Raw genomic sequence first — 19990 nt, 5'->3', positions numbered from 1 at the left:
AGACCGACCCGAAACCCGCCACCGAGCCGGACGCGACGGAGACCGAGGCCCAGGCCGACACTGCCAGCGAGCCCGCCGAGGCCGAGGCGCAGCCGACCCCCGCCACGGAAGCGGAGCAGGCGACCGAAGACGCGACCGAGCCCGCCAAGACCGACGCGGCGAACACCGACGCCGAGGCCGACACCACCGCCGCACCAACCGAGGCCGACGCGGAAGACACCCCAGCCGCCGACGCGGCCGACGCGGCCGAGCCCGAGACGGCCCCGGAGCCCGCCACCGAAGCGGAAGCCGACGCCCCCTCCGAGCCGGCCAAGACCGAACCGGAAAAGGACCCGGAGCCCGCCGAGCCGGCCGAGGCCGACGCGGCAGACGCGGCCGACGCGGGCGAGGCCGCCCCCGCGCCCGCCGCCGACGCGGCCGACGCCACCGACTCCGCCGAGCCCGAGACCGCCCCCGCGGCCACCCCCACCCCCGCCCCCGAAACCGCGAAGGCCACCGGCGGGGCCGGCGCCGCGATCTCGCTCGCCGATGTGGAGAGCCGCGCGCCCGGGCTGGTGAGTCTGTACAAGTCCGCCGCCGAGGCCCTGACGGAGAAGGGGCTCGCGGGGCGGCGGGCGGCCGTCTATCTCGTGTTGGACCGGTCGGGGTCGATGCGGAACTACTACAAGGACGGCACCGTCCAGCACCTCGCCGAGCAGGCCCTCGCCCTGTCCGCGAACCTGGACGACGACGGCACCGTCCCGGCCGTGTTCTTCTCCACGGACATCGACGGCACGGCCGACATCGACCTGGCCAACTACGGCGGCCGGATCGAGGAGCTGCACTCCTCGCTCGGCCACATGGGCCGTACGAACTACCACCACGCGATCAAGGCGGTCATCGACCACTACGAGGCGTCCGGCGCCACCGACCCCGCGTTCGTGATCTTCCAGACGGACGGCGCGCCCACCAGCAAGCCGGCCGCCGAGAAGGCGCTGTGCGAGGCGGCGCGGCTGCCGATCTTCTGGCAGTTCATCGGGTTCGGCGACCCGGCGGCGAAGGGGTTCGACTTCCTGCGGAAGCTGGACGAGCTGGCGGTGCCGGAGAAGCGGGTGGTGGACAACGCGGGGTTCTTCCACGCGGGCCAGGATCCGCGCGCGCTGTCCGACGCGGAGCTGTACGGGCAGCTGATGGTCGAGTTCCCGGAGTGGCTGCGGGAGGCGCGCGAGGCGGGCGTGCTGAGCTGACCACGTAAGCGGAAGACCACGACACCGTGTAAGCGAAACGAGCGAACCGGGGACGGACAACGACGCGGGGGCCACCCGCGCGGCGCGGAAAACGCCGCGGGGGTGGCCCCCGCCGCTCGGATACGATAATGGCGGCTCGCAGAGCAGCTCGGCACAGAGCCCACAGAACTCACAGAGCGCTCGCAGAGCGACATGTCACCCACTGCATCGACCCGGGAGCAGCCCGCGATGGCTCGACACCTCATCACCAGCGCCCTTCCCTACATCAACGGGATCAAGCACCTGGGCAACATGGTGGGGTCCATGCTCCCGGCCGACGTCTACGCCCGCTATATGCGCCAGCGGGGCCATGACGTCCTCTACATCTGCGCGACGGACGAGCACGGCACCCCCGCCGAGCTGGCCGCCAAGGAGGCGGGCCTGCCGGTGGACGAGTTCTGCGCGCAGCAGCACGACGCGCAGAAGGCGGTCTACGACGGCTTCGACCTGGCATTCGACTACTTCGGCCGCAGCTCCTCGGCGCAGAACGTGGAGATCACCCAGACCGTCGCGCGCGAGCTGAAGGCCAACGGCTTCATCGAGGAGCGCTCGATCCGCCAGGTGTACTCCAACGCCGACGGCCGCTTCCTCCCCGACCGCTACATTGAGGGCACCTGCCCGCACTGCGGCTACGACAAGGCGCGCGGCGACCAGTGCGAGAACTGCACCCGCGTGCTGGACCCGACCGACCTGATCAATCCGCGCTCGGCGATCAGCGGCAGCAGCGATCTGGAGGTGCGGGAGACCAAGCACCTGTTCCTGCTCCAGTCGAAGCTGGCGGGCGAGGTCGCGGCGTGGGTGGACGAGCACGGCAAGGACTGGCCGACGCTCGCGTCCTCGATCGCCCGCAAGTGGCTCAACGAGGGGCTCCAGGACCGGGCGATCACCCGTGACCTGGACTGGGGCGTGCCGGTGCCGGCCGACACCTGGCCGGACCTCGCCGCCGAGGGCAAGGTCTTCTACGTGTGGTTCGACGCCCCGATCGAGTACCTCGGCGCGACGAAGGAGTGGTCGGACCAGGACCCGGCGAACCGCGACTGGAAGTCGTGGTGGTACGACGTGGACCGGACGGTCCGCTACACGGAGTTCATGGCCAAGGACAACGTCCCGTTCCACACCGTGATGTTCCCGGCGACGCTGCTGGGCACCCGCGACAAGTGGAAGAAGGTCGACTACGTCAAGGCGTTCAACTGGCTGACGTACTACGGCGGCAAGTTCTCGACCTCCCAGAAGCGCGGGGTGTTCACCGACGCCGCGCTGGAGCTGCTGCCGGCCGACTACTGGCGCTACTTCCTGATGGCGAACGCCCCGGAGTCGGACGACACGTCCTTCACCTGGGAGCACTTCGCCGCCACGGTCAACAAGGACCTGGCCGACACCCTCGGCAACTTCGTCAACCGCGTGCTGTCCTTCTCCCGCAAGCGGTTCGGCGACGAGGTCCCGGCCGGGAAGGCCGCCGGGGAGGCCGAGGCGCGCCTGGGTGAGGAGATCGCGCGGCTGCTCGCGGAGTACGAGGAGCACATGGACGCGCTGCAGTTCCGCAAGGCCGCGGCCGCGCTGCGCGCCCTGTGGAGCGCGGGCAACTCCTACCTGGAGGAGAAGGCGCCCTGGCTGGAGATCAAGACCGACCAGGAGGGCGCGGCTCTCACTCTCCGTACGGCGATGAACCTGATCCACCTGTACGCGGTCGTCTCGGAGCCGTTCATCCCGGCCTCCGCGCGGGCCATGCGGTCGGCGTTCTCGCTGGCGGACGACACGGCGCGGTGGGTGAGCCAGGAGGAGGCCAAGGCGCTCGCGTCGGTCCCGGCCGGCACGGCCTTCACCGTGCCGCCGGTGCTCTTCGCCAAGATCGGCGAGGAGGACCTGGAGGCCTACCGGGAGCGCTTCGGCGGCACGGAGGCGCAGGCGGGCGGCGGTGTGGAGGCCGAGGGCAAGCCCGTCCGGTGACGGGCGGCCGTTGATCGCCCGACAACCGTTCGTTTAGCGCGTTCGACCAGCCTGTGGAGTCCATCCATAGGAGGTCGAGGAGCGCAGTGCCCGACGCACCACGTGTCACGGTGACGGTCCACGGCCCCGACCCGCTCTCGCGGGCCGGGGTCGTGCGTCATCTGCGGCACGAGCCCACCATCGAACTGATCGACCGACCGCGCCCGTTCGGCGACGCGCTCGGTGACGCGTTCGGCGACGCGTTCGGCGACGAGCCGCGCGGCACCGTGGCCGTCATGCTCGCCGAGCGCCTGGACGCGCGCGCGGGCGCCGAGCTGCGCCGCCTGGTGCGGGGCGGTGAGCAGCGGGTGGTGCTGGTCACCGGCGAGCTGCGCGAGACGGAGCTGATGGCGGTCGTGGAGTACGGCGTACGGGCCGTGCTCTGGCAGCACCGGGCCACCCCGAGACGTCTGCTGCGGGCCGTGCACCGGGCCGCCCGCGCGGCGCGTACGGACCCATGCGGGGTGGACCAGCGGCTGACCGAGCACTTCGTCCAGCAACCCTGAGGGTGAGACGCAGGTCACATCCCCTTCACCCGTCCGGATGTCACATCTCCCGCGGCCGGCCCGTCAGTGCTGTGTAACCGTCGGAACGGCGAAGGAGATCACCATGGACGCCCGTCTCAACCTCTACGGCAACCCCGTCGCGGCCAAGTTCGCGAAGTTCATCAACTCGGCGGGCAAGGTGCTGTCGGACTCGACCCTGCCGGCCGCCACCCAGGAGCTGGTGAAGATCCGCGCCAGCCAGATCAACGGCTGCGGCTTCTGCACCGACATGCACACCAAAGACGCCGCGCACGCCGGGGAGACCTCGGTGCGCCTCAACCTGATCGCCGCCTGGAGGGAGGCCAAGGTCTTCACCGAGGCCGAGCGCGCCGCCCTGGAGCTGACCGAGCAGGGCACCCGTATCGCCGACGCCGCCGGCGGCGTCACCGACGAGGCCTGGGCCGACGCCGCCAAGCACTACGACGAGGACCAGCTCGCCGCCCTGGTGTCCCTCATCGCCCTCATCAACACCTACAACCGGATGAACGTGATCATCCAGCAGCCCGCCGGCGACTACCAGCCCGGCCAGTTCGGCTGACGGCGGCCCCGGGCCGGACCGGGATGCAACGTACGTAACGGATCCGGCTCAGCGGGCCAGGGACGCCGCGTCCCCCATCACCACGACGGGGTGCCGCTCCGGGTCCAGGACGCGCAGGAGCTTCTTCATGTGCTTCTTCGAGATGCTGACGCAGCCCTGCGTGGGACCGCCGTGGTCCACGTGGAACCAGATGCCACCGCCCCGCTTCTGGCCCAGGGGCCTGGTCCAGTCGCGGGGGGAGGTGCCCGCCTTGCGGTTGAAGTTGATGGCGACGACGTAGTCGAAGGACCCGGCGAGCGGCTCGCCCTCGAAGCCGGTGCCGCCGATCGTGAAGCCGCCGGCCGAGTGGTCGTACGGCAGCCGGGTGCCGGGGTCGGGCAGGCGGCCGCCCGCGTCGGTGAGGGGGAAGACGCCGATCGGGGAGCGCAGGTCGCCGCCGACGTGGTGGTCGGTCCAGCCCTTGCGGGCGTTGTGGGCGTCCCAGGTGGCGACGGCCCGCCAGTCGGCGCCCGCGGCCATGTCCGGGTCGCCGTCGGGGTTGCGCCGCTGGTAGACCACGACGGTGGAGCGGGCGGAGTCGCGGCCCTCGCCGGTCACGACCACCACCTGACGGGCGTCGCCGGGCACCTGGGCGAGGGTGCGGGGGCCGAGCCCGGGCAGCAGGCGGTCCCGCAGCGCGGGGGAAGCGGGGCGGCGGGCCTGGTCGCCGGGGCCCGGCGCGCCGCCGCGCTTCTCGGCGTCCGCGGCGGCGCCGGCCCTGGGCTCGGCTCCACCGGACGGGGTCCCCGCGGAAGCCCCGCAGCCGGCGAGCACGGCGACGGCGAGGGTCGCGGCGAGGGCCGTGCGCACCATGACGACCTTCAGATTGTCATTCACATTCAGGGAACCCGTTGGGCCCGGGACCTGGTTGCCCCGCGATCCGCCGGAAGCGGACGCGGGGCCTGCCCGCACTACTTTCCGGCCTCGTCAGCCTTGCCGGTCTTCTCCGCTCCGGCCTTCTCCGCTCCGGTCTTCTCCGCCTGCTTGATCTGCGGCTTGCGGATCGACAGGTGCAGCTCCCGCAGCCGCGCCTCGTCCACCTCGCTGGGCGCGCCCATCAGCAGGTCCTGTGCGTTGCCGTTGAGCGGGAAGGCGATGGTCTCGCGGATGTTGGGCTCGTCGGCCAGCAGCATCACGATGCGGTCCACGCCGGGCGCGATGCCGCCGTGCGGCGGGGCGCCGAAGTGGAAGGCGCGCAGCATGCCGCCGAACTCACGCTCGACCTCTTCCCGGGAGTAACCCGCGATCTCGAACGCCTTGTACATCACGTCCGGCTCGTGGTTCCGGATGGCACCCGAGGACAGCTCCACGCCGTTGCAGACGATGTCGTACTGCCACGCCAGAATGTCCAGCGGGTCCTTGGTCTCCAGCGCCTCCAGGCCGCCCTGCGGCATGGAGAAGGGGTTGTGCGAGAACTCGATCTGGCCGGTGTCCTCGTTCCGCTCGAACATCGGGAAGTCGACGATCCAGCAGAAGCGGAAGACGTTGTCCTCGAAGTGCCCGGCCCGGCGCGCGGCCTCGACCCGCACCGCGCCCATGATCTTGGAGACCTCGTCGAACTCTCCGGCGCCGAAGAAGACGGCCGTGCCCGGCTTGCCCTGGACCTCGGCGATCAGCTTCTCGACGTCCTCCTCGGTGAGGAACTTCGCGATCGGCCCGGTCAGCTTGGCGTCCTCGCCGATCCGGACCCAGGCCAGCCCCTTCGCGCCCTGCTCGACGGCGAACTCGCCCATCTGGTCGAAGAACTTCCGCGGCTGGTCGGCGGTGTCCGGCACGGCCAGCGCCCGCACGTGCTTGCCCGCGAAGGCCTTGAAGCCGGACTCGGCGAAGACGTGGCTGACGTCCACCAGCTCCAGCTTGGCCCGCAGGTCCGGCTTGTCGGAGCCGTACTTCAGCATGGCCTCGCGGAACGGGATCCGCGGGAACGGCGAGGTGACGTGGCGGCCGTTGCCGAACTCCTCGAAGAGCTCGGTCATCACCTTCTCGATGACCTGGAAGACGTCCTCCTGCTCGACGAAGCTCATCTCGACGTCGAGCTGGTAGAACTCGCCCGGCGAGCGGTCGGCGCGGGCGTCCTCGTCGCGGAAGCAGGGCGCGATCTGGAAGTAGCGGTCGAAGCCCGCGATCATCAGCAGCTGCTTGAACTGCTGCGGGGCCTGCGGCAGCGCGTAGAACTTGCCCGCGTGCAGCCGGGAGGGCACCAGGAAGTCCCGGGCGCCCTCGGGCGAGGTGGCGGACAGGATCGGGGTCGCCAGCTCGTTGAAGCCCTGCGCGGTCATCTTCTGCCGGATCGCGGAGATCACGGCGGAGCGCAGCATGATGTTGCGGTGCATGCGCTCGCGGCGCAGGTCCAGGAAGCGGTACTCCAGGCGCCGCTCCTCGTTGACCCCGTCCTCGGGGAAGACGGTGAAGGGCAGCGGGTCGGCGCCGCCGAGCACCTCGACCTCGGTGACCTCCACCTCGATCTCGCCGGTGGGCAGGTCCGGGTTGACGTTCTCCGCGCCGCGCGCGATCACCTTGCCGTCCACGCGGACGACCGTCTCCTTGGACAGCGAGCTGAGCGCCTCGTTCGCCGGGGTGTCCGGGCGCACGACCAGCTGGACCAGGCCGTAGTGGTCACGGAGATCGATGAAGAGGATGCCGCCCAGGTTCCGCCGATTGTGCAGCCAGCCGGAGAGCCGCACGTCGGTGTCGACGTCAGCGGCGCGGAGCTCGCCGCAGGTGTGGGACCGGTACCGATGCATCGTTCATCCAAGTCGTCTGGTCGGGGAGGCGTACGTACCCTCGCGAAGCTTCTGGGCAAGCCTACCGGCGCCGCGCCCTCCACTGGTAAGGCCGCTGCATATCCCCATATGGTGGCCCAATGCGCACCGAGGACCTGCTCGCCGCCATCGCGACCGGACTGTGGCGCTGGGACAGTGTCTCGGGCGCCGTGAGCTATGACGCGGAGGCGGCCCGGCTGGTGGGACTGCCGGCCGAGCCCGTCACCCTCCCCGAGTCCGCCGCCCGCGCCTGCTTCCACCCGGTGGACTGGGTCGAGATCAAGTCGATCGTGAACCTCGCCGTCGCCGAGGGCACGCTGGCCGAGGCCCGGGTGCGGGTCGTGGACGAGAAGGGCCGGGTGCTGCGTACGGTGCGCAGCCGGTGCCGGCCCGTGGTCCAGGACGGCGACCCCGGCAGGCGGGGCGCGGAGAACGGCTATGACCTGGTCGGCACCCTCCAGGAGGTGCCCGAGACGCTGCCCGGCACCTCCGCCGCGACGCTGCGCCCGGTCACCGGCGACTGGCGGCGGGGCCGCGAGGCGTTCCTGCTGGACGCGGGACGCGCGCTGGCCGAGGCGCCCTCGACCGCCGAGGTGCTGCGGGTGGCGGCGGGCCTGTCGATGCCGGGCTTCTCGCCGGACGGGCTGGCGGTCTTCGGCGTCAGGGGCGACCGGGTCTCGCTGATCGGCCACCACGGGGACCCGGTGGGCGACGACCGCCCGTTCGCCGATCAGCCGCTGGACGCGGACTGCCCGGCCGCCGAGGTGATCCGCACCGGCCGGGCGATCTATCTGCCGGGCCCGGAGGTGTACCGGGAGCGGTTCCCCGGCTCCTGGGCGCGCGCCGGCACGGCAGGCCGCCGGGCCTGGGCCTTTCTGCCGCTGATCGACGCGGGCCGCACGATCGGCGCGTGGATGGCGAGCTTCGCGCACCCGGTGTCCTTCTCGCCCGACGAGCGCTCGGTGCTCACCACGGTCGCCCGGATGCTCGCCCAGGCGCTGTCGCGCGCCTCGCTCCAGGAGACGGAGCGCGAGCTGACGGACGGGCTGCAGCGCTCCATGCTGCCCGCCGACAAGCCGGACATCCCCGGGCTCACGGTGGCCGCGCGGTATGTGCCGACGGGCGGCGGGCTCCAGGTGGGCGGCGACTGGTACGACGTGATCGGGCTGCCCTCGGGGCGTACCGCGCTGGTCATCGGCGATGTGCAGGGCCATGACGTGCGCGCGGCCGGGATCATGGGGCAGCTGCGGATCGCGCTGCGCGCGTACGCCTCGGAGGGCCACCACCCCGACGCGGTGCTCTCCCGCGCCTCCCGCTTCCTTGCCGGGCTGACCGAGCCGCCGGGCGCCGGCGGCGAGGCCGCGTACGATCCGCGCTTCGCGACCTGCCTGTACATCGAGGTGGACCCGGTCGCCGGCACGCTGGACATCGCCCGGGCGGGCCACCCGGACCCGGCGGTCCGGCTCGCCGACGGCACGATGATGATCCGCCCCACCGCGGGCGGGCTGCCGCTGGGCGTGGACCCGGACACCGACTACCCCACCACCCGGGTGGTGCTCGAGCCCGGCGAGACGCTGCTGATGTGCACGGACGGGCTGATCGAGACCGGCGGGCACGACGTGGAGACTGGCTGGGACCGGATCCGGGCGGTCTTCGAGCGGACGGCCCCGCACACCGTGGCGGCCCCGGACGCCCCCGCCGCACCGGACACCCTGGGCGCGCCTGACACCCCGGCCGCCATGGCCGCCGCGATGGCGGCGATGACCGCCGTGACCGCTGTGGTCCCCGACGACCTGGACGCGCTCGCCGAGGCCCTGGTCCAGGCGGTGCACGGGCCGCCCTCCCACCACACCACCGGCCATCTCGCCGACCGCCGCGAGGACGACATAGCGCTGCTGCTGATCCGCCGCGACGCCGAGGTGTGCCTGGTCGGCCCGGGCTCGGCCCCGGTGCGGCGCACGGCCGCCACGGTCGCCCAGGCCGAGCCGGAGCGCATAGCCGAGGTCCGGCAGCAGCTCCGCGACATGCTCCACGACTGGGCCGACCGGGACCAGGTGGAGTCGGCGGTGCTGATGCTCTCCGAGATGGTCACCAACGTCCTGGTGCACACCGACGGCGACGCCCTGCTGGTCGCCGAGGTCAGCGGGCGGCCCGGGTCCAGGCGGCTGCGGCTGGACGTGGCCGACGGCAGCGACGAACTCCCGCACCGCCGCCGCCCGGGAGAACTGGCCTCCTCCGGGCGCGGGCTGATGCTGATGGAGGTGCTCGCCGACGCGTGGGGGGTGGATCCGCGCGGCGACGGCAAGTGCATCTGGTACGAGCTGTACGAGGCGGGGCCGGACGGCGCGGGCCGGCCCGGACCGGGCCAAGCGAGCTGAGGAGGCGGTGCTCTGCCCCCGACCGCCGGGTTCGGCTGCCACGGCGCGGCGGCGTTCTGTTCTCGCCACCGCCGCGCCGAGGGAACCACAGGGGATCAGCGGAGGGCGAAGGACTTCGCCACGCCCGAGTGGGACTTCAGCGACCCCGGGCCGACCACGAGGGCCCCGTCGCCCGCGTGAATGTCGTCCATGGTGGTCTGCTTGCCGTTCTTGAGGACCAACGAGTCCTCGTCGAGGGACCACGTGAACTCGTCGGCACCCCGGCCCACGACGACCACGGCGACCCTCTCGCCCTGGTTCTCCTTGATCATCACATGTGAGACGGCGTCGTGGGTGGTGATGATGCCCTGGGGCGACTCGGTCGGCTTGTCGTCGGCATGGGCAACGGCACCGAAGGCGAGTGACGGCACCATGACCAGCGCGGCCATCGCGCTCACGCGCCGCATACTGCGGATACGCACATTCTTCCCTTTCTCGCATGATGACCGGGGACCCCGGTCCTCTTCCGGCTTCCCGTCCGCCTCGGGACGAGAAGCCGGGAAGGACGCTAGGCGCTGGGACATCAACGTGACTTCAGGGAAATGTGATGACCACGAGCAGCCCCCCATCGCCGCGGGCTGTCAAGGTCAGCGTCCCGTCGTGGGCCCGTACCACCGCGTCGACGATGGCGAGACCCAGACCCGACCCTGCCGGCGTGCCGGTACGGTCCCGGGCGCCTCGCCGGAACGGCTCGGTGAGCTCGGACAGCCGCGCGGGCGACACCGCCGGGCCGCTGTTCTCCACCTCGATCACCTTGCCCCGGGTGCGCACCCGAAGCCATCCACCGCCGTCGGGCAGGTTGTGCGCGATGGCGTTGCGTACGAGGTTGTCCAGCAGGATCTCCACCAGGACACGGTCCCCGACCACTGCCCCGGCGCCGAGCTCAGCCACCACCTCCGGGCCGCCGGCGGACGGCCGCCGGCGTGCCAGCACCTGGTTCGCCACCGCGTCCAACGCCACAGGCCCACGCCGCCGTACGCCGTTGTCCCCGCTGGCCAGCTCGAACAGCCCCTCCACCAAACGGGCCTGGCGTTCGAGCACCTCGCGGACCGCCCCCGCCAGCTCCACCGAGTCCGCACTGGCCCCTGGGGCGGTGGCGGCCACGTCGACCAGGACACGTTGGGTGGTGATCGGGCCGCGCAATTCGTGTGAGGCATTCGCGATGAACAACCGCTGCGCGGCGAAGGCCCGCTCCAGGCGGGCCAGCATGTCGTTGAAGGTCTCCGCCAGCTCGGCGAACTCGTCGGCAGGGCCGATCACCGGCAGGCGCTCGTGCAGGTCTCGCTCGGACAGCCGCCGGGCCGTGGAGGACATCGCGTGGACCGGCCGCAGCACACGCCCGGCCATCACCCACCCCGCGCCGACCGCCGCCAGGGTCATCAGCCCGACCGCCGCCGCTGCCCCGATAACCAGGTCCCGCTCCAGGTCGCGCCGGGCTTCCTGCTTGACGGCGACAGCCTGACGGCTGAGCCCGGCCTTGATGCCCCCCTCCAGAAGGGTAAGAATTTCCCGATTCGCCGGATTGTCCCGGTCACCCACACGGCCCTGGCGAGCGGCCTCGGCTTTGAGGATCGCCTCCAGTTGCCGCTGGAACTCCGCCTCCACACGGGGGTCGGCATACGCGGGAGTCCCGGCACCCCCCGGCGACGCCTTCGTCGGCGTCCCCCCCGACCGCGAGGCGAACACGACGAAAAGGATCACGCCCACGAGCAGTGTGCCCGAGACCAGGAACAGGACCCCGTAGAAGGCGGTCAGGCGTGCCCGCGCGGTCAGCCGTGGACCGCGGGCCCGCTCCTGACCGGACCACTTCCTCACCCCGGTCACCGGATCCGGTAGCCGACACCGACCAACGTCTCGATCACCGATGGCGGTCCGAGCTTCTTGCGGAGCGAGGCCACGACGGTGCGCATGCTGTTGGTGAAGCCGTCGGCGTTCTCGTCCCATGCCCGCTCCAGCAGTTCCTCCGCGCTCACCACGGCCCCGCCGGCCGCGAGCATCACGCGCAGCACGGCGAACTCCTTGGCCGTGAGCCGGATCTCTCTCCCCTCGCGCCGCACCTGGAACCGCGCCGGATCCAGCGTCACGCCTCCTCCGTGCAGCACCGGGGCAAGGGCGGGAGCCGAACGGCGCAACAGGGCCTGCACCCGGGCGACCAACTCCGGAAACGCGAACGGCTTCGGCAGGTAGTCGTCGGCGCCCAGATTGAGGCCGGTCACCCGGGACCGTACATCCGCCGCACCGGTCATCATCAGCACCCGTACGTCCCCACTCCAGCGGTCGACGATCTCCCGGCACACCTCGTCGCCCGACACCTCGGGCAGATCACGGTCCAGTACGACCACGTCGTACCGGGTCACCCCCACCCGCTCCCTTGCCTGATCTCCGTCATAGGCCACATCAACGGCTAACGCGGACTGCCGCAGCCCACGCGCCACCGCATCGGCCAACACCCTGTCGTCCTCGACCACAAGCACGCGCATGGGTCTCATTAAAAGGTCACCCGGTGAGTCGGCTCAGCGGAAGAGCCGGGAACCGAGCGGGTGTTCCTCGTCGAAGCCGGGGAGGATCAGGAAGGTCGCGCTCGCGGTGGTGGTGGTGAATTCCAGCAGGGCGTCGGAGTTGTCCATCCGGGTGAGGGTCTTGGTGAAGGTCCGTATGTCGTTCTGGAAGCTGATGAAGAGCAGCCCGGGGGCGGGCGCGTCGATGCTGTAGGAGCGGCGGAGCATGAGGCCGACGCCGACCGCGGTGGAGTGCGCTCTGCGGGCGTGGGCGTCCGCCGGGACGAGGTAGCGTCCGTCCGGGGTTTTGGCGCCGAGGTCCGGGCCCGAGGCGATGGGGCCGCCGGAGAGTGGCACGCCGGTGTCCCGGCGCCGGCCGAAGACCGCTTCCTGTTCGGCGACGGACAGCTTGGCGAACCGCGGCAGGTCGAGTTCCATGCGTCGCAGGACGGCGATGGTGCCGCCGGCGACCGGGGCGGGCCCGGCGAGCCACAGGTGGCGTTCTTGTTCGGCCTTCGTGTGGGGGCCCACGATGCCGTCGACGAAGCCGAACAGGTTGCGTGGCGCGGCGACGCCCTTCTCCACCGGCACGTTGGCGCCGCGGCCCGCGGACTGCCGCCAGCGTTCGTGCATCCGGTCACCGGCCTGCTCCAGCAGCGCGGCGGCCACGACCGGCAACAGCACGGCGTCGTTGGCGCAGATCTGGATCAGCAGGTCGCCGCCGCGCGCCCGGGGGGAGATCTGCTCGCGGGAGAACCGTGGCAGGTCCTTGGCGCCGGGCAGGGTGGGATCGGCCATGCGCACCAGTCGGGGGCCCACCCCGATCGTCACGGTCAGATCGCCCGGCGGCAGGCCCATCAGCCGGGCGTCGGTCCCCTTGGTCAGGGTGCGGACCGCCTCGCCGAGTTCGGCCAGCAACGGGCCGACGGACTTGGTGTCGACGAGGTCGGCCACCACGGCCAGCAGGTGCCGCTGGGCCGGCTGCGGCAGCGTGATACCCGCCTGGTACCGGCCGGTCGGCGACACCGGCAGGGTCGGCGCGGGGGCATCCGACCGGTCGGCCCGGTCGGGTCGGGCGGACGGCGATTGGCACCCGGCGGCGAGGCCGGCGGCGGTCACGGTGCCGGTGGCACCGAGAAACACGCGGCGTGACGGGCGGGAGTCGGCTTTGCGCACAGTGTGAACTGTGCCATATCCGTATCAGCGCCTGCGACCCGTCAACGTCCGTGCCAGGATGGGGCCATGCCTCGTCTCCGTCTTCGCCTGATGGCCGCGGTGCTCGGCACCCTGGCCCCCGTACTGGTCGGCTGCGGCGGGGGCGACGACGACTCGGACGACGGCCGGCGACCGTCCGGTGAGCATGTGACGATCAAGGTGCCGGCCGACGCCCCGACCATCTCGGCCGCGGTGTCCCTGGCCAAGCCTGGCGACCTCGTGCTGGTCGCGCCGGGCGTCTACCGCGAGTCGGTGAAGATCTCCAAGGCCCGCGTCACCCTGCGCGGCGAGTCCCGGGACAAGGTCGTCATCGACGGACGGCTCCAGCAGCCGAACGGCGTGGTCGTGTCCGCTCCCGGGGTGGCCGTGGAGAACCTGACCGTGCGGAACAACACCCAGAACGGGGTCCTGGTCACCGGTTCGGCGAAGGCGGCCGCCGGACTGCCGGGCCAGTCCGGCGGCTACGACACCGGCGACGAGCCCGTCACCTTCCTGAAGTCGTTCCTGGTCTCCCGTGTGACCGCGACCCGCAACGGGCTGTACGGCATCTACGCGTTCTCCGCGCAGAACGGGGTCATCGAGCACTCGTACACCTCGGGCTCGGCCGACTCGGGGATCTATGTCGGCCAGTGCAAGCCCTGCCGCATCGTGGTGCGGGACAACATCGCCGAACTCAACGCGGTCGGTTACGAAGGCACCAACGCCAGCGGCGACATGTACGTGGTCGGCAACCGCCTCGTCGGCAACCGGGTCGGGCTCACCACCAACTCCGACCACCAGGAGAAGCTGCTCCCGCAGAAGGACGCCGTCATCGCGGGCAACCTGATCGCGGACAACCAGCAGGCGGCCACCCCCGAACAGGCCGACGGCGGATGGGGCATCGGGGTCGGCGTCGACGGCGGCTCCGCCAACCGGTTCATCCGCAACCGGATCTCCGGCAACACCAACGCCGGACTGGTGATCACCGCGACCGCCGACATCAAGCCGGACGGCAATCAGGTCCTGGACAACACCTTCTCCCGCAACGGCGTGGACGTCGGCTGGACGTTCCCCACCGCCACGAAGGGCCGGGGCAACTGCCTGCGCGGCAACGAGCTGCGGAAGACGGTGCCCGCCCGGCTCGCGACGACCGCGTCCTGCCCGCGCCCCGCCCAGTCGTCCTCGCCCTCCGGCACCTGGACGAAGCCGACCGCGCCCGGCGGCATCCCGTTCACCGAGGTGGCGGCACCCAAGCGGCAGCCGCAGTTCCCGAACGCCAAGACCACGGGCGCCACCGCCGTTCCGGCCGCTCCGGCGCTGCCGGACCCGGCGGACATCCGGCTGCCGTCGACGTCACTGCTCGCCGCGGCCGCGCGGGTGCTGACGTCCTGAGCGGCGGCTACCGCTTCGGGGCGACTCCGGGGACCTTCCGGACCGGCACATACGTGTGGGTGTCGAAATCGATGACCACCGGCTCCGGCGCGGAGGCCACGCCGACGCGCACGCGGTACATGGTGCCGTCCGAGCCGATCCAGTAGCGCACGGCGGCCTCTCCCGTCGGACCGGCCGTGGCCCGGGCGGCCTTCGGGCCGGTCATGATGTCGACCTGGTGGCCGTCCAGCCGCTCCTGCCCCACCCAGGCGGCACCGTTCTGCGGCAGCAGTTCGGCGTTGTCCGGCCGGTCGCTCCCGAGCTTCAGCGCGATGGCCAGCGAACTGTCCAGCGAACTGCCGTACTGCTGCAGCGGACGGTTGTACCAGCCCGACTTCGGCGGCCGTGCCGGTGCCTTCGCCGGGGCCTTCGTCATCGGATGGACGGACACGGTGGTGGCCGTCCACTGGATCAGGCCCTCGCTGGACGTGTCGCGCCCGGTGCCGTGCACCGCGCCGTAACCGACCTTGCCGCGGTAGTCGATGGACCCGGTGATGACCAACTCACCACCGGTGCCCGGCACCTTGATCGTCACGGCGCGCCCGCCCGCCTGGTAGTTGCGGAATCGGGTGACCGCCAGACGATTTGCCTGATCCGAGGTCAATTCCCGCGGCCCGGTGGGCTCGTCCGAGCCGCTGGTCGCGACCAGGACCGTGGCCACCGCGACGGCCGCCCCGCCGATGCCGACCGCCGCCCAGAGCGGCCGCGGCCATCGGCGCCGGCCGGCCGCGCGCTGTGCGGGACCTTGTTTTGTTCTCGTACGCCGCACGTGACGCATTGATAACTTGTTCCGCCCACTCATCCTCTGCTCCCCCCGATCTTGGCGCCCACCCGCTAGAGTATCGTCGCTGGTGGGGTGGTTCAGCATGACTATTCAGACTCTTGTGCTGTTTCCGCGTGGGGAAGCGAGGCCGAGTGGGATTGGCATGGGGGACGCGCTCCCGACTCCCTGAATTCTCCACATCCGCCAGGACGACCAAAAACAACGGGTCCACCGAATCAGCGGTGGGCCCTTTTCACGGCCGACGTGTCACCCGGGGCCGGGAAGCCGATGTGCCACTGGAAGCGGGTGTTCGGTTCACATGATGAGGGGAGCGTGATGGCTGTGAAAAGTACGTATACGACGTTACTGCGAACAGCCGGGAAGCGTACGGGCCCGCTGGCACGAGTGGGCTTGTCCGTTCTCTTGGTGTCAGGTGGCGTCATGGGCGCGACGGCCGGGACGGCCAGCGCCACGACCGGCGACGGCACACTGACGGTCCAGGTGCTGCGGGACTTCTTCGGCACCGGCATTATCAACACGACCATGGACGTGCCGCAGCGCGGCATGAAGGTCGCGGTGTCGGACTCCGAGGGTCATCGGGTCACCGGCACCACGGACTCCACCGGAAAGGTGGTGGTCGAACCGTCGAACGACCTGACCGGCGGCCAGTACCGCGTCGATGTCACCGTCCCGGCGCCGTACAACAAGTACCTTCAGGCCGCGCCGGCCTCGACGGCGGAGAACCACTTCGACAGCTTCACGACCTTCGTGAACGTGTCGGACGGCAAGGACGACTCGGTCATCACCGGTGTCTGGAACCCGGCCGACTACGCGCTGCCGGAGACCCGGTATTTCGTACCGATCCAGAACGGCGCCGGCGGGAATGACACCCGGGCACTGGTGGCGTTCGGGACGGACAAACGAGGTACGTGTCCCGGCGACGCGGACTGCCCGACCGTCCTCAACACGCAGGACCAGGTGGGCACGACGTTCGCGCTGGCCTACGACAAGTACAAGAAGCGGATGTTCCAGGGCGCGTTCGCCCGGCGGTACACCCCGTACGGGCCGGGCGGCGGTGACGCGATCTACACCACGCCGACCAGCGGCGGGGCGCCGACCCTGTTCGCGAAGGTGCCGGGCGCCACGGAGACATCGCACGACACCTCCAACCTGATCAAGGACGCCGGGTTCACCGACGCCCCGGGCAAGGAGAGCATCGGCGGCCTGGCCCTGTCCGAGGACGGCTCGACGCTCTACGCGGTGAACCTGCTCACCCGGCGCCTGGTCAGCTTCGACGCGACCGGAGCCAGCGCGTCCGCGCCCAAGGCGACGGTGCGCATCCCGGACCCGGGCTGCGCGAGCTCCGGCGACTGGCGGCCGTTCGGTCTCCAGGTCCACGACAACAAGCTGTACGTCGGCGGCGTGTGCAGCGCGGAGAGCACACAGAAGCGCGAGGACCTGAAGGCCGTCGTCTACGCCTACGACGGCGAGCGGTTCGACACCGTGCTGGACCACCCGCTGACCGCCAAGCGCGGCTCCGTCTTCGGTTCCAACGACAACGACCAGGCCACCCACTGGAACCCGTGGAACACCTCCCTGGCCACGTGGGACGAGCGGAAGGTGGGCAACGTCTTCATCGATCCGCAGCCGGAGCTCGCCTCCCTCGCCTTCACCCGCGACGGCTCGATGATCCTCGGTTTCCGCGACCGGTTCATGGACGTCGTGGCCTGGGGTGGACTGGACCCGAGGCAGGGTGACGACACCCCGGAGAGCGGCATGGCCGGCGGTGACATCACCATGGCCTGCGCCAATCCCACCGGTGGGTACTCGTGGGAAGGCACCGGGGACTGCCCGAACCACGCCAGTCCCGCCACCGGTGGCACCCAGGACGCCGGTGTCGTCGAGTACTTCCCGGGCGACTACTTCGGCAACGGAGTGCACGCGGAGACAGCGCTGGGTTCGGTGGCCTACATTCCGCAGCAGCAGTGGGTCATCAGCACGGAGTTCGACCCGGTCGTCAACGTCGCCACCTCCGGGACCGGCTACTACGACGTCACGACCGGTCAGGGTCCGGGCAACGCTCCGACCAAGAACGGGTACCAGTTCGTCAGTCAGGCACAGAGCGCGTTCGGTAAGGCCGGTGGGCTGGGCGATGTCGCCTATGAGGCGGCGAACGCGCCCATCCAGATCGGCAACCGGGTCTGGTTCGACGGCGACCACAACGGCATCCAGGACCCCGAGGGTGTCAACGAGGTGCCGCTGCCGGACGCCACGGTCAACCTGCTGGACGACACCGGCAAGCAGGTCGCCACGACCAAGACCGACGCCGCCGGCGAGTACTACTTCGGCGGAGTCGGCGCCGAATACGAGCTGAAGCCCGGCGCCAAGTACACCGTGCAGTTCAACGTCTGCACCGCCGACACCAGCGACGTCCCGACCCAGCCGACGGCCGACGAGCTGCGGTTCACCCTCCCCCGGGCCGGTGCCAACCGGGCGCACGACTCGAACGTCACCCCGCCCAAGACCGGACGGCTGTGCAACGGCTACGCGCCTGTCACAGCACCCGGAAAGCCCGGAGGGGTCGACCACACGATCGACGCCGGCGTGTACATCCCCAAGGAGGAGCCGCCGACCACGACGCCTCCGACCACCACGCCGCCGTCCTCGGAGCCGCCGACCCACCAGCCGCCGACCCATGAGCCGCCCAACCGGCCCGGCCCCCAGGGCGGCAGCGACCAGACCGGCGGAGGCGGCGGTTCACTGGCCAACACCGGTACGCAGGTGCTGACCATCGTCTCCCTCAGCGCCCTGCTGGTCGGCGCGGGCGCCGCAGTCGCCCTCGCCGCCCGCAAGCGCCGAGCCAGGCAACACTGAGAGAACACTGAAAACTGAAAAACGAGTGATCCGCCCGCCCGCGCTATCGCAGTAGCGCGGGCGGGCGGATCACTTTGCCCATATGCCGCATGTGACGCATTGGTAACTTGTTCCGCCGATCGCCCTCCGCTCCCCCCGATCTTGGCGGCCACCCGCTACAGTATCGTCGCTGATAGAGCGGTTCAGGGTGACTATTCAGACTTTTGTGCTGTTTCCGCGGAGACGTTGGCCGTGATCGTTACGGGGGGGCATAGCGTTTTCCTGCACAGGGACTCCGTGAAAAAGCGATCCAAAGACGACCAAGCACGACCGGGCCCACCGAAACACCGGTGGGCGCTTTTTCATGGCCTGCGTATTCACCCGGAACCGGAAAGCGAATGTGCGGCCGGAAACGGCTGTTCGGTTCACATGACGAGGGGAGCGTGATGGCTGTGGGAAAAGCGGGTAACAGGCTACGCCGGACAGCCGGAAAGCGTACGGGCCCGATGGTGCGAGTGGCTTTATGCGTTCTCGCGCTGTCGGGCAGTGCCATGGGCGCGACGGCAGGAACGGCCACCGCCGCGACCGGCGACGGCACACTGACCGTCCAGGTGCTGCGGGACTTCTTCGGCACCGGCATTATCAACACGACCATGGACGTGCCGCAGCGCGGCATGAAGGTCGCGGTGTCGGACTCCGAGGGCCATCGGGTCACCGGCACCACGGACTCCACCGGAAAGGTGGTGGTCCCGCCGTTGGACGACCTGACCGGGGGCCAGTACCGCGTCGACGTCACCATCCCGGCGCCGTACAACAAGTACCTTCAGGCCGCGCCGGCCTCGACGGCGGAGAACCACTTCGACAGCTTCACGACCTTCGTGAACGTGTCGGACGGCAAGGACGACTCGGTCATCACCGGCGTCTGGAACCCGGCCGACTACGCGCTGCCGGACACCCGGTACTTCGTGCCGATCCAGAACGCCTCCACCGGGAAGGACACCCGGGCGCTCGTGGCGTTCGGGACGGACAAACGAGGTACATGCCCCGGCCAGACGGAGTGCCCCACCACGCTCAACACCCAGGCCCAGGTGGGGACCACCTTCGCGCTGGCCTACGACAAGCACCGGAAGCGGCTGTTCCAGGGCGCGTTCGCCCGGCGGTACACCCCGTACGGCCCGGAGGGCGGTAACGCGATCTACACCGTGCCGGCCGGGGGTGGCGAGACGACCCTCTTCGCCAAGGTGCCGGGCGCCGCGGTGACGCCGCATGACTCCTCCAACATGATCAAGGACGCCGGGTTCACCAACGCCCCGGGCAAGGAGAGCATCGGCGGCCTGGCCCTGTCCGAGGACGGCTCGACGCTCTACGCGGTGAACCTGCTCACCCGGCGCCTGGTCAGCTTCGACGCGACCGGAGCCAGCGCGTCCGCGCCCAAGGCGACGGTGCGCATCCCGGACCCGGGCTGCGCGAGCTCCGGCGACTGGCGGCCGTTCGGTCTCCAGGTCCACGACAACAAGCTGTACGTCGGCGGCGTGTGCAGCGCGGAGAGCACACAGAAGCGCGAGGACCTGAAGGCCGTCGTCTACGCCTACGACGGCGAGCGGTTCGACACCGTGCTGACCCAGCCGCTCACCGCCGAGCGCGGCACCGTCTATGGCGGTGCCGAAGGGAATGACCAGGCCACCCACTCCGTGGAACA

At 70.7% G+C, this 19990-nt stretch carries 14 protein-coding genes and 1 pseudogene; 8 read left to right on the top strand and 7 right to left on the bottom strand.

The features are described 5' to 3' along the window. The 4 genes from BBH68_RS43075 to BBH68_RS13825 all read left to right on the top strand — a co-directional run. The coding region (locus BBH68_RS43075; protein ID WP_245738047.1) for a vWA domain-containing protein at positions 1-1226 on the top strand (1226 nt) is incomplete at its 5' end. A gap of 228 nt (positions 1227-1454) precedes the next feature. Next, positions 1455-3212, top strand: a complete 1758-nt coding sequence (gene metG, locus BBH68_RS13835; protein WP_065962219.1) for a methionine--tRNA ligase — start codon at positions 1455-1457, stop codon at positions 3210-3212. Positions 3213-3298: 86 nt separating this feature from the next. Then, positions 3299-3757, top strand: a complete 459-nt coding sequence (locus BBH68_RS13830) for a response regulator (protein ID WP_065962217.1) — start codon at positions 3299-3301, stop codon at positions 3755-3757. Between the two features lie 103 nt (positions 3758-3860). Next, positions 3861-4334 carry a carboxymuconolactone decarboxylase family protein gene (locus BBH68_RS13825; protein ID WP_065962214.1) on the top strand — a complete coding sequence of 158 codons (474 nt, stop codon included), beginning with the start codon at positions 3861-3863 and terminating at the stop codon, positions 4332-4334. A 48-nt stretch (positions 4335-4382) separates the two neighbouring features. On the opposite strand, the gene BBH68_RS13820 is transcribed toward BBH68_RS13825, so the two are convergent. Together BBH68_RS13820 and aspS are read right to left on the bottom strand one after the other, a co-directional pair. Continuing rightward, positions 4383-5186 carry a L,D-transpeptidase family protein gene (locus BBH68_RS13820; protein ID WP_065962220.1) on the bottom strand — a complete coding sequence of 268 codons (804 nt, stop codon included), beginning with the start codon at positions 5184-5186 and terminating at the stop codon, positions 4383-4385. Positions 5187-5284: 98 nt separating this feature from the next. Continuing rightward, entirely contained in the window at positions 5285-7117 is a 1833-nt protein-coding gene (gene aspS, locus BBH68_RS13815) for an aspartate--tRNA ligase (protein WP_065962212.1), read from the bottom strand. 119 nt (positions 7118-7236) lie between these two features. Between aspS and BBH68_RS13810 the strand changes: the two genes are divergently transcribed. Beyond that, positions 7237-9513: an ATP-binding SpoIIE family protein phosphatase gene (locus BBH68_RS13810; protein WP_065962210.1), complete on the top strand. Its 2277-nt coding sequence runs from the start codon at positions 7237-7239 to the stop codon at positions 9511-9513. Between the two features lie 95 nt (positions 9514-9608). On the opposite strand, the gene BBH68_RS13805 is transcribed toward BBH68_RS13810, so the two are convergent. The 4 genes from BBH68_RS13805 to BBH68_RS13790 all read right to left on the bottom strand — a co-directional run bounded on the left by BBH68_RS13805 (position 9609) and on the right by BBH68_RS13790 (position 13226). Next, positions 9609-9950 (bottom strand): hypothetical protein, encoded by a 342-nt coding sequence (locus BBH68_RS13805; protein WP_141712994.1) that lies wholly within the window; start codon positions 9948-9950, stop codon positions 9609-9611. 136 nt (positions 9951-10086) lie between these two features. Then, complete coding sequence (locus BBH68_RS13800; protein WP_141712993.1) at positions 10087-11367, bottom strand: sensor histidine kinase; 1281 nt, start codon at positions 11365-11367, stop codon at positions 10087-10089. Between the two features lie 5 nt (positions 11368-11372). Further along, positions 11373-12032, bottom strand: a complete 660-nt coding sequence (locus BBH68_RS13795) for a response regulator transcription factor (RefSeq protein ID WP_065962204.1) — start codon at positions 12030-12032, stop codon at positions 11373-11375. Between the two features lie 33 nt (positions 12033-12065). Continuing rightward, positions 12066-13226, bottom strand: a complete 1161-nt coding sequence (locus BBH68_RS13790; RefSeq protein WP_065962203.1) for a Dyp-type peroxidase — start codon at positions 13224-13226, stop codon at positions 12066-12068. Between the two features lie 66 nt (positions 13227-13292). Here BBH68_RS13790 and BBH68_RS13785 point away from each other — a divergent pair, with 66 nt between their 5' ends. Beyond that, positions 13293-14636, top strand: a complete 1344-nt coding sequence (locus BBH68_RS13785) for a right-handed parallel beta-helix repeat-containing protein (RefSeq protein WP_065962200.1) — start codon at positions 13293-13295, stop codon at positions 14634-14636. Positions 14637-14643: 7 nt separating this feature from the next. Here BBH68_RS13785 and BBH68_RS13780 read toward each other — a convergent pair whose 3' ends face one another. Beyond that, positions 14644-15336: a hypothetical protein gene (locus BBH68_RS13780; protein ID WP_065962198.1), complete on the bottom strand. Its 693-nt coding sequence runs from the start codon at positions 15334-15336 to the stop codon at positions 14644-14646. A gap of 543 nt (positions 15337-15879) precedes the next feature. Here BBH68_RS13780 and BBH68_RS13775 point away from each other — a divergent pair. Beyond that, positions 15880-18312: an SdrD B-like domain-containing protein gene (locus BBH68_RS13775; RefSeq protein WP_065962196.1), complete on the top strand. Its 2433-nt coding sequence runs from the start codon at positions 15880-15882 to the stop codon at positions 18310-18312. Positions 18313-18797: 485 nt separating this feature from the next. Beyond that, a pseudogene (locus BBH68_RS13770) lies at positions 18798-19990 on the top strand (SdrD B-like domain-containing protein); the annotation flags it as partial.

This window comes from Streptomyces sparsogenes (assembly GCF_001704635.1).
Taxonomy (GTDB): Bacteria; Actinomycetota; Actinomycetes; order Streptomycetales; family Streptomycetaceae; genus Streptomyces; species Streptomyces sparsogenes.
This window is presented reverse-complemented; position numbering and strand designations above follow the sequence as displayed.

Coding starts and splice junctions, on each gene's coding strand:
- metG (WP_065962219.1), top strand. CDS start 1,455: ATGGCTCGACACCTCATCACCAGCGCCCTTCCCTACATCAACGGGATC.
- BBH68_RS13825 (WP_065962214.1), top strand. CDS start 3,861: ATGGACGCCCGTCTCAACCTCTACGGCAACCCCGTCGCGGCCAAGTTC.
- BBH68_RS13820 (WP_065962220.1), bottom strand. CDS start 5,186: ATGGTGCGCACGGCCCTCGCCGCGACCCTCGCCGTCGCCGTGCTCGCC.
- aspS (WP_065962212.1), bottom strand. CDS start 7,117: ATGCATCGGTACCGGTCCCACACCTGCGGCGAGCTCCGCGCCGCTGAC.
- BBH68_RS13810 (WP_065962210.1), top strand. CDS start 7,237: ATGCGCACCGAGGACCTGCTCGCCGCCATCGCGACCGGACTGTGGCGC.
- BBH68_RS13795 (WP_065962204.1), bottom strand. CDS start 12,032: ATGCGCGTGCTTGTGGTCGAGGACGACAGGGTGTTGGCCGATGCGGTG.
- BBH68_RS13785 (WP_065962200.1), top strand. CDS start 13,293: ATGCCTCGTCTCCGTCTTCGCCTGATGGCCGCGGTGCTCGGCACCCTG.
- BBH68_RS13775 (WP_065962196.1), top strand. CDS start 15,880: ATGGGCGCGACGGCCGGGACGGCCAGCGCCACGACCGGCGACGGCACA.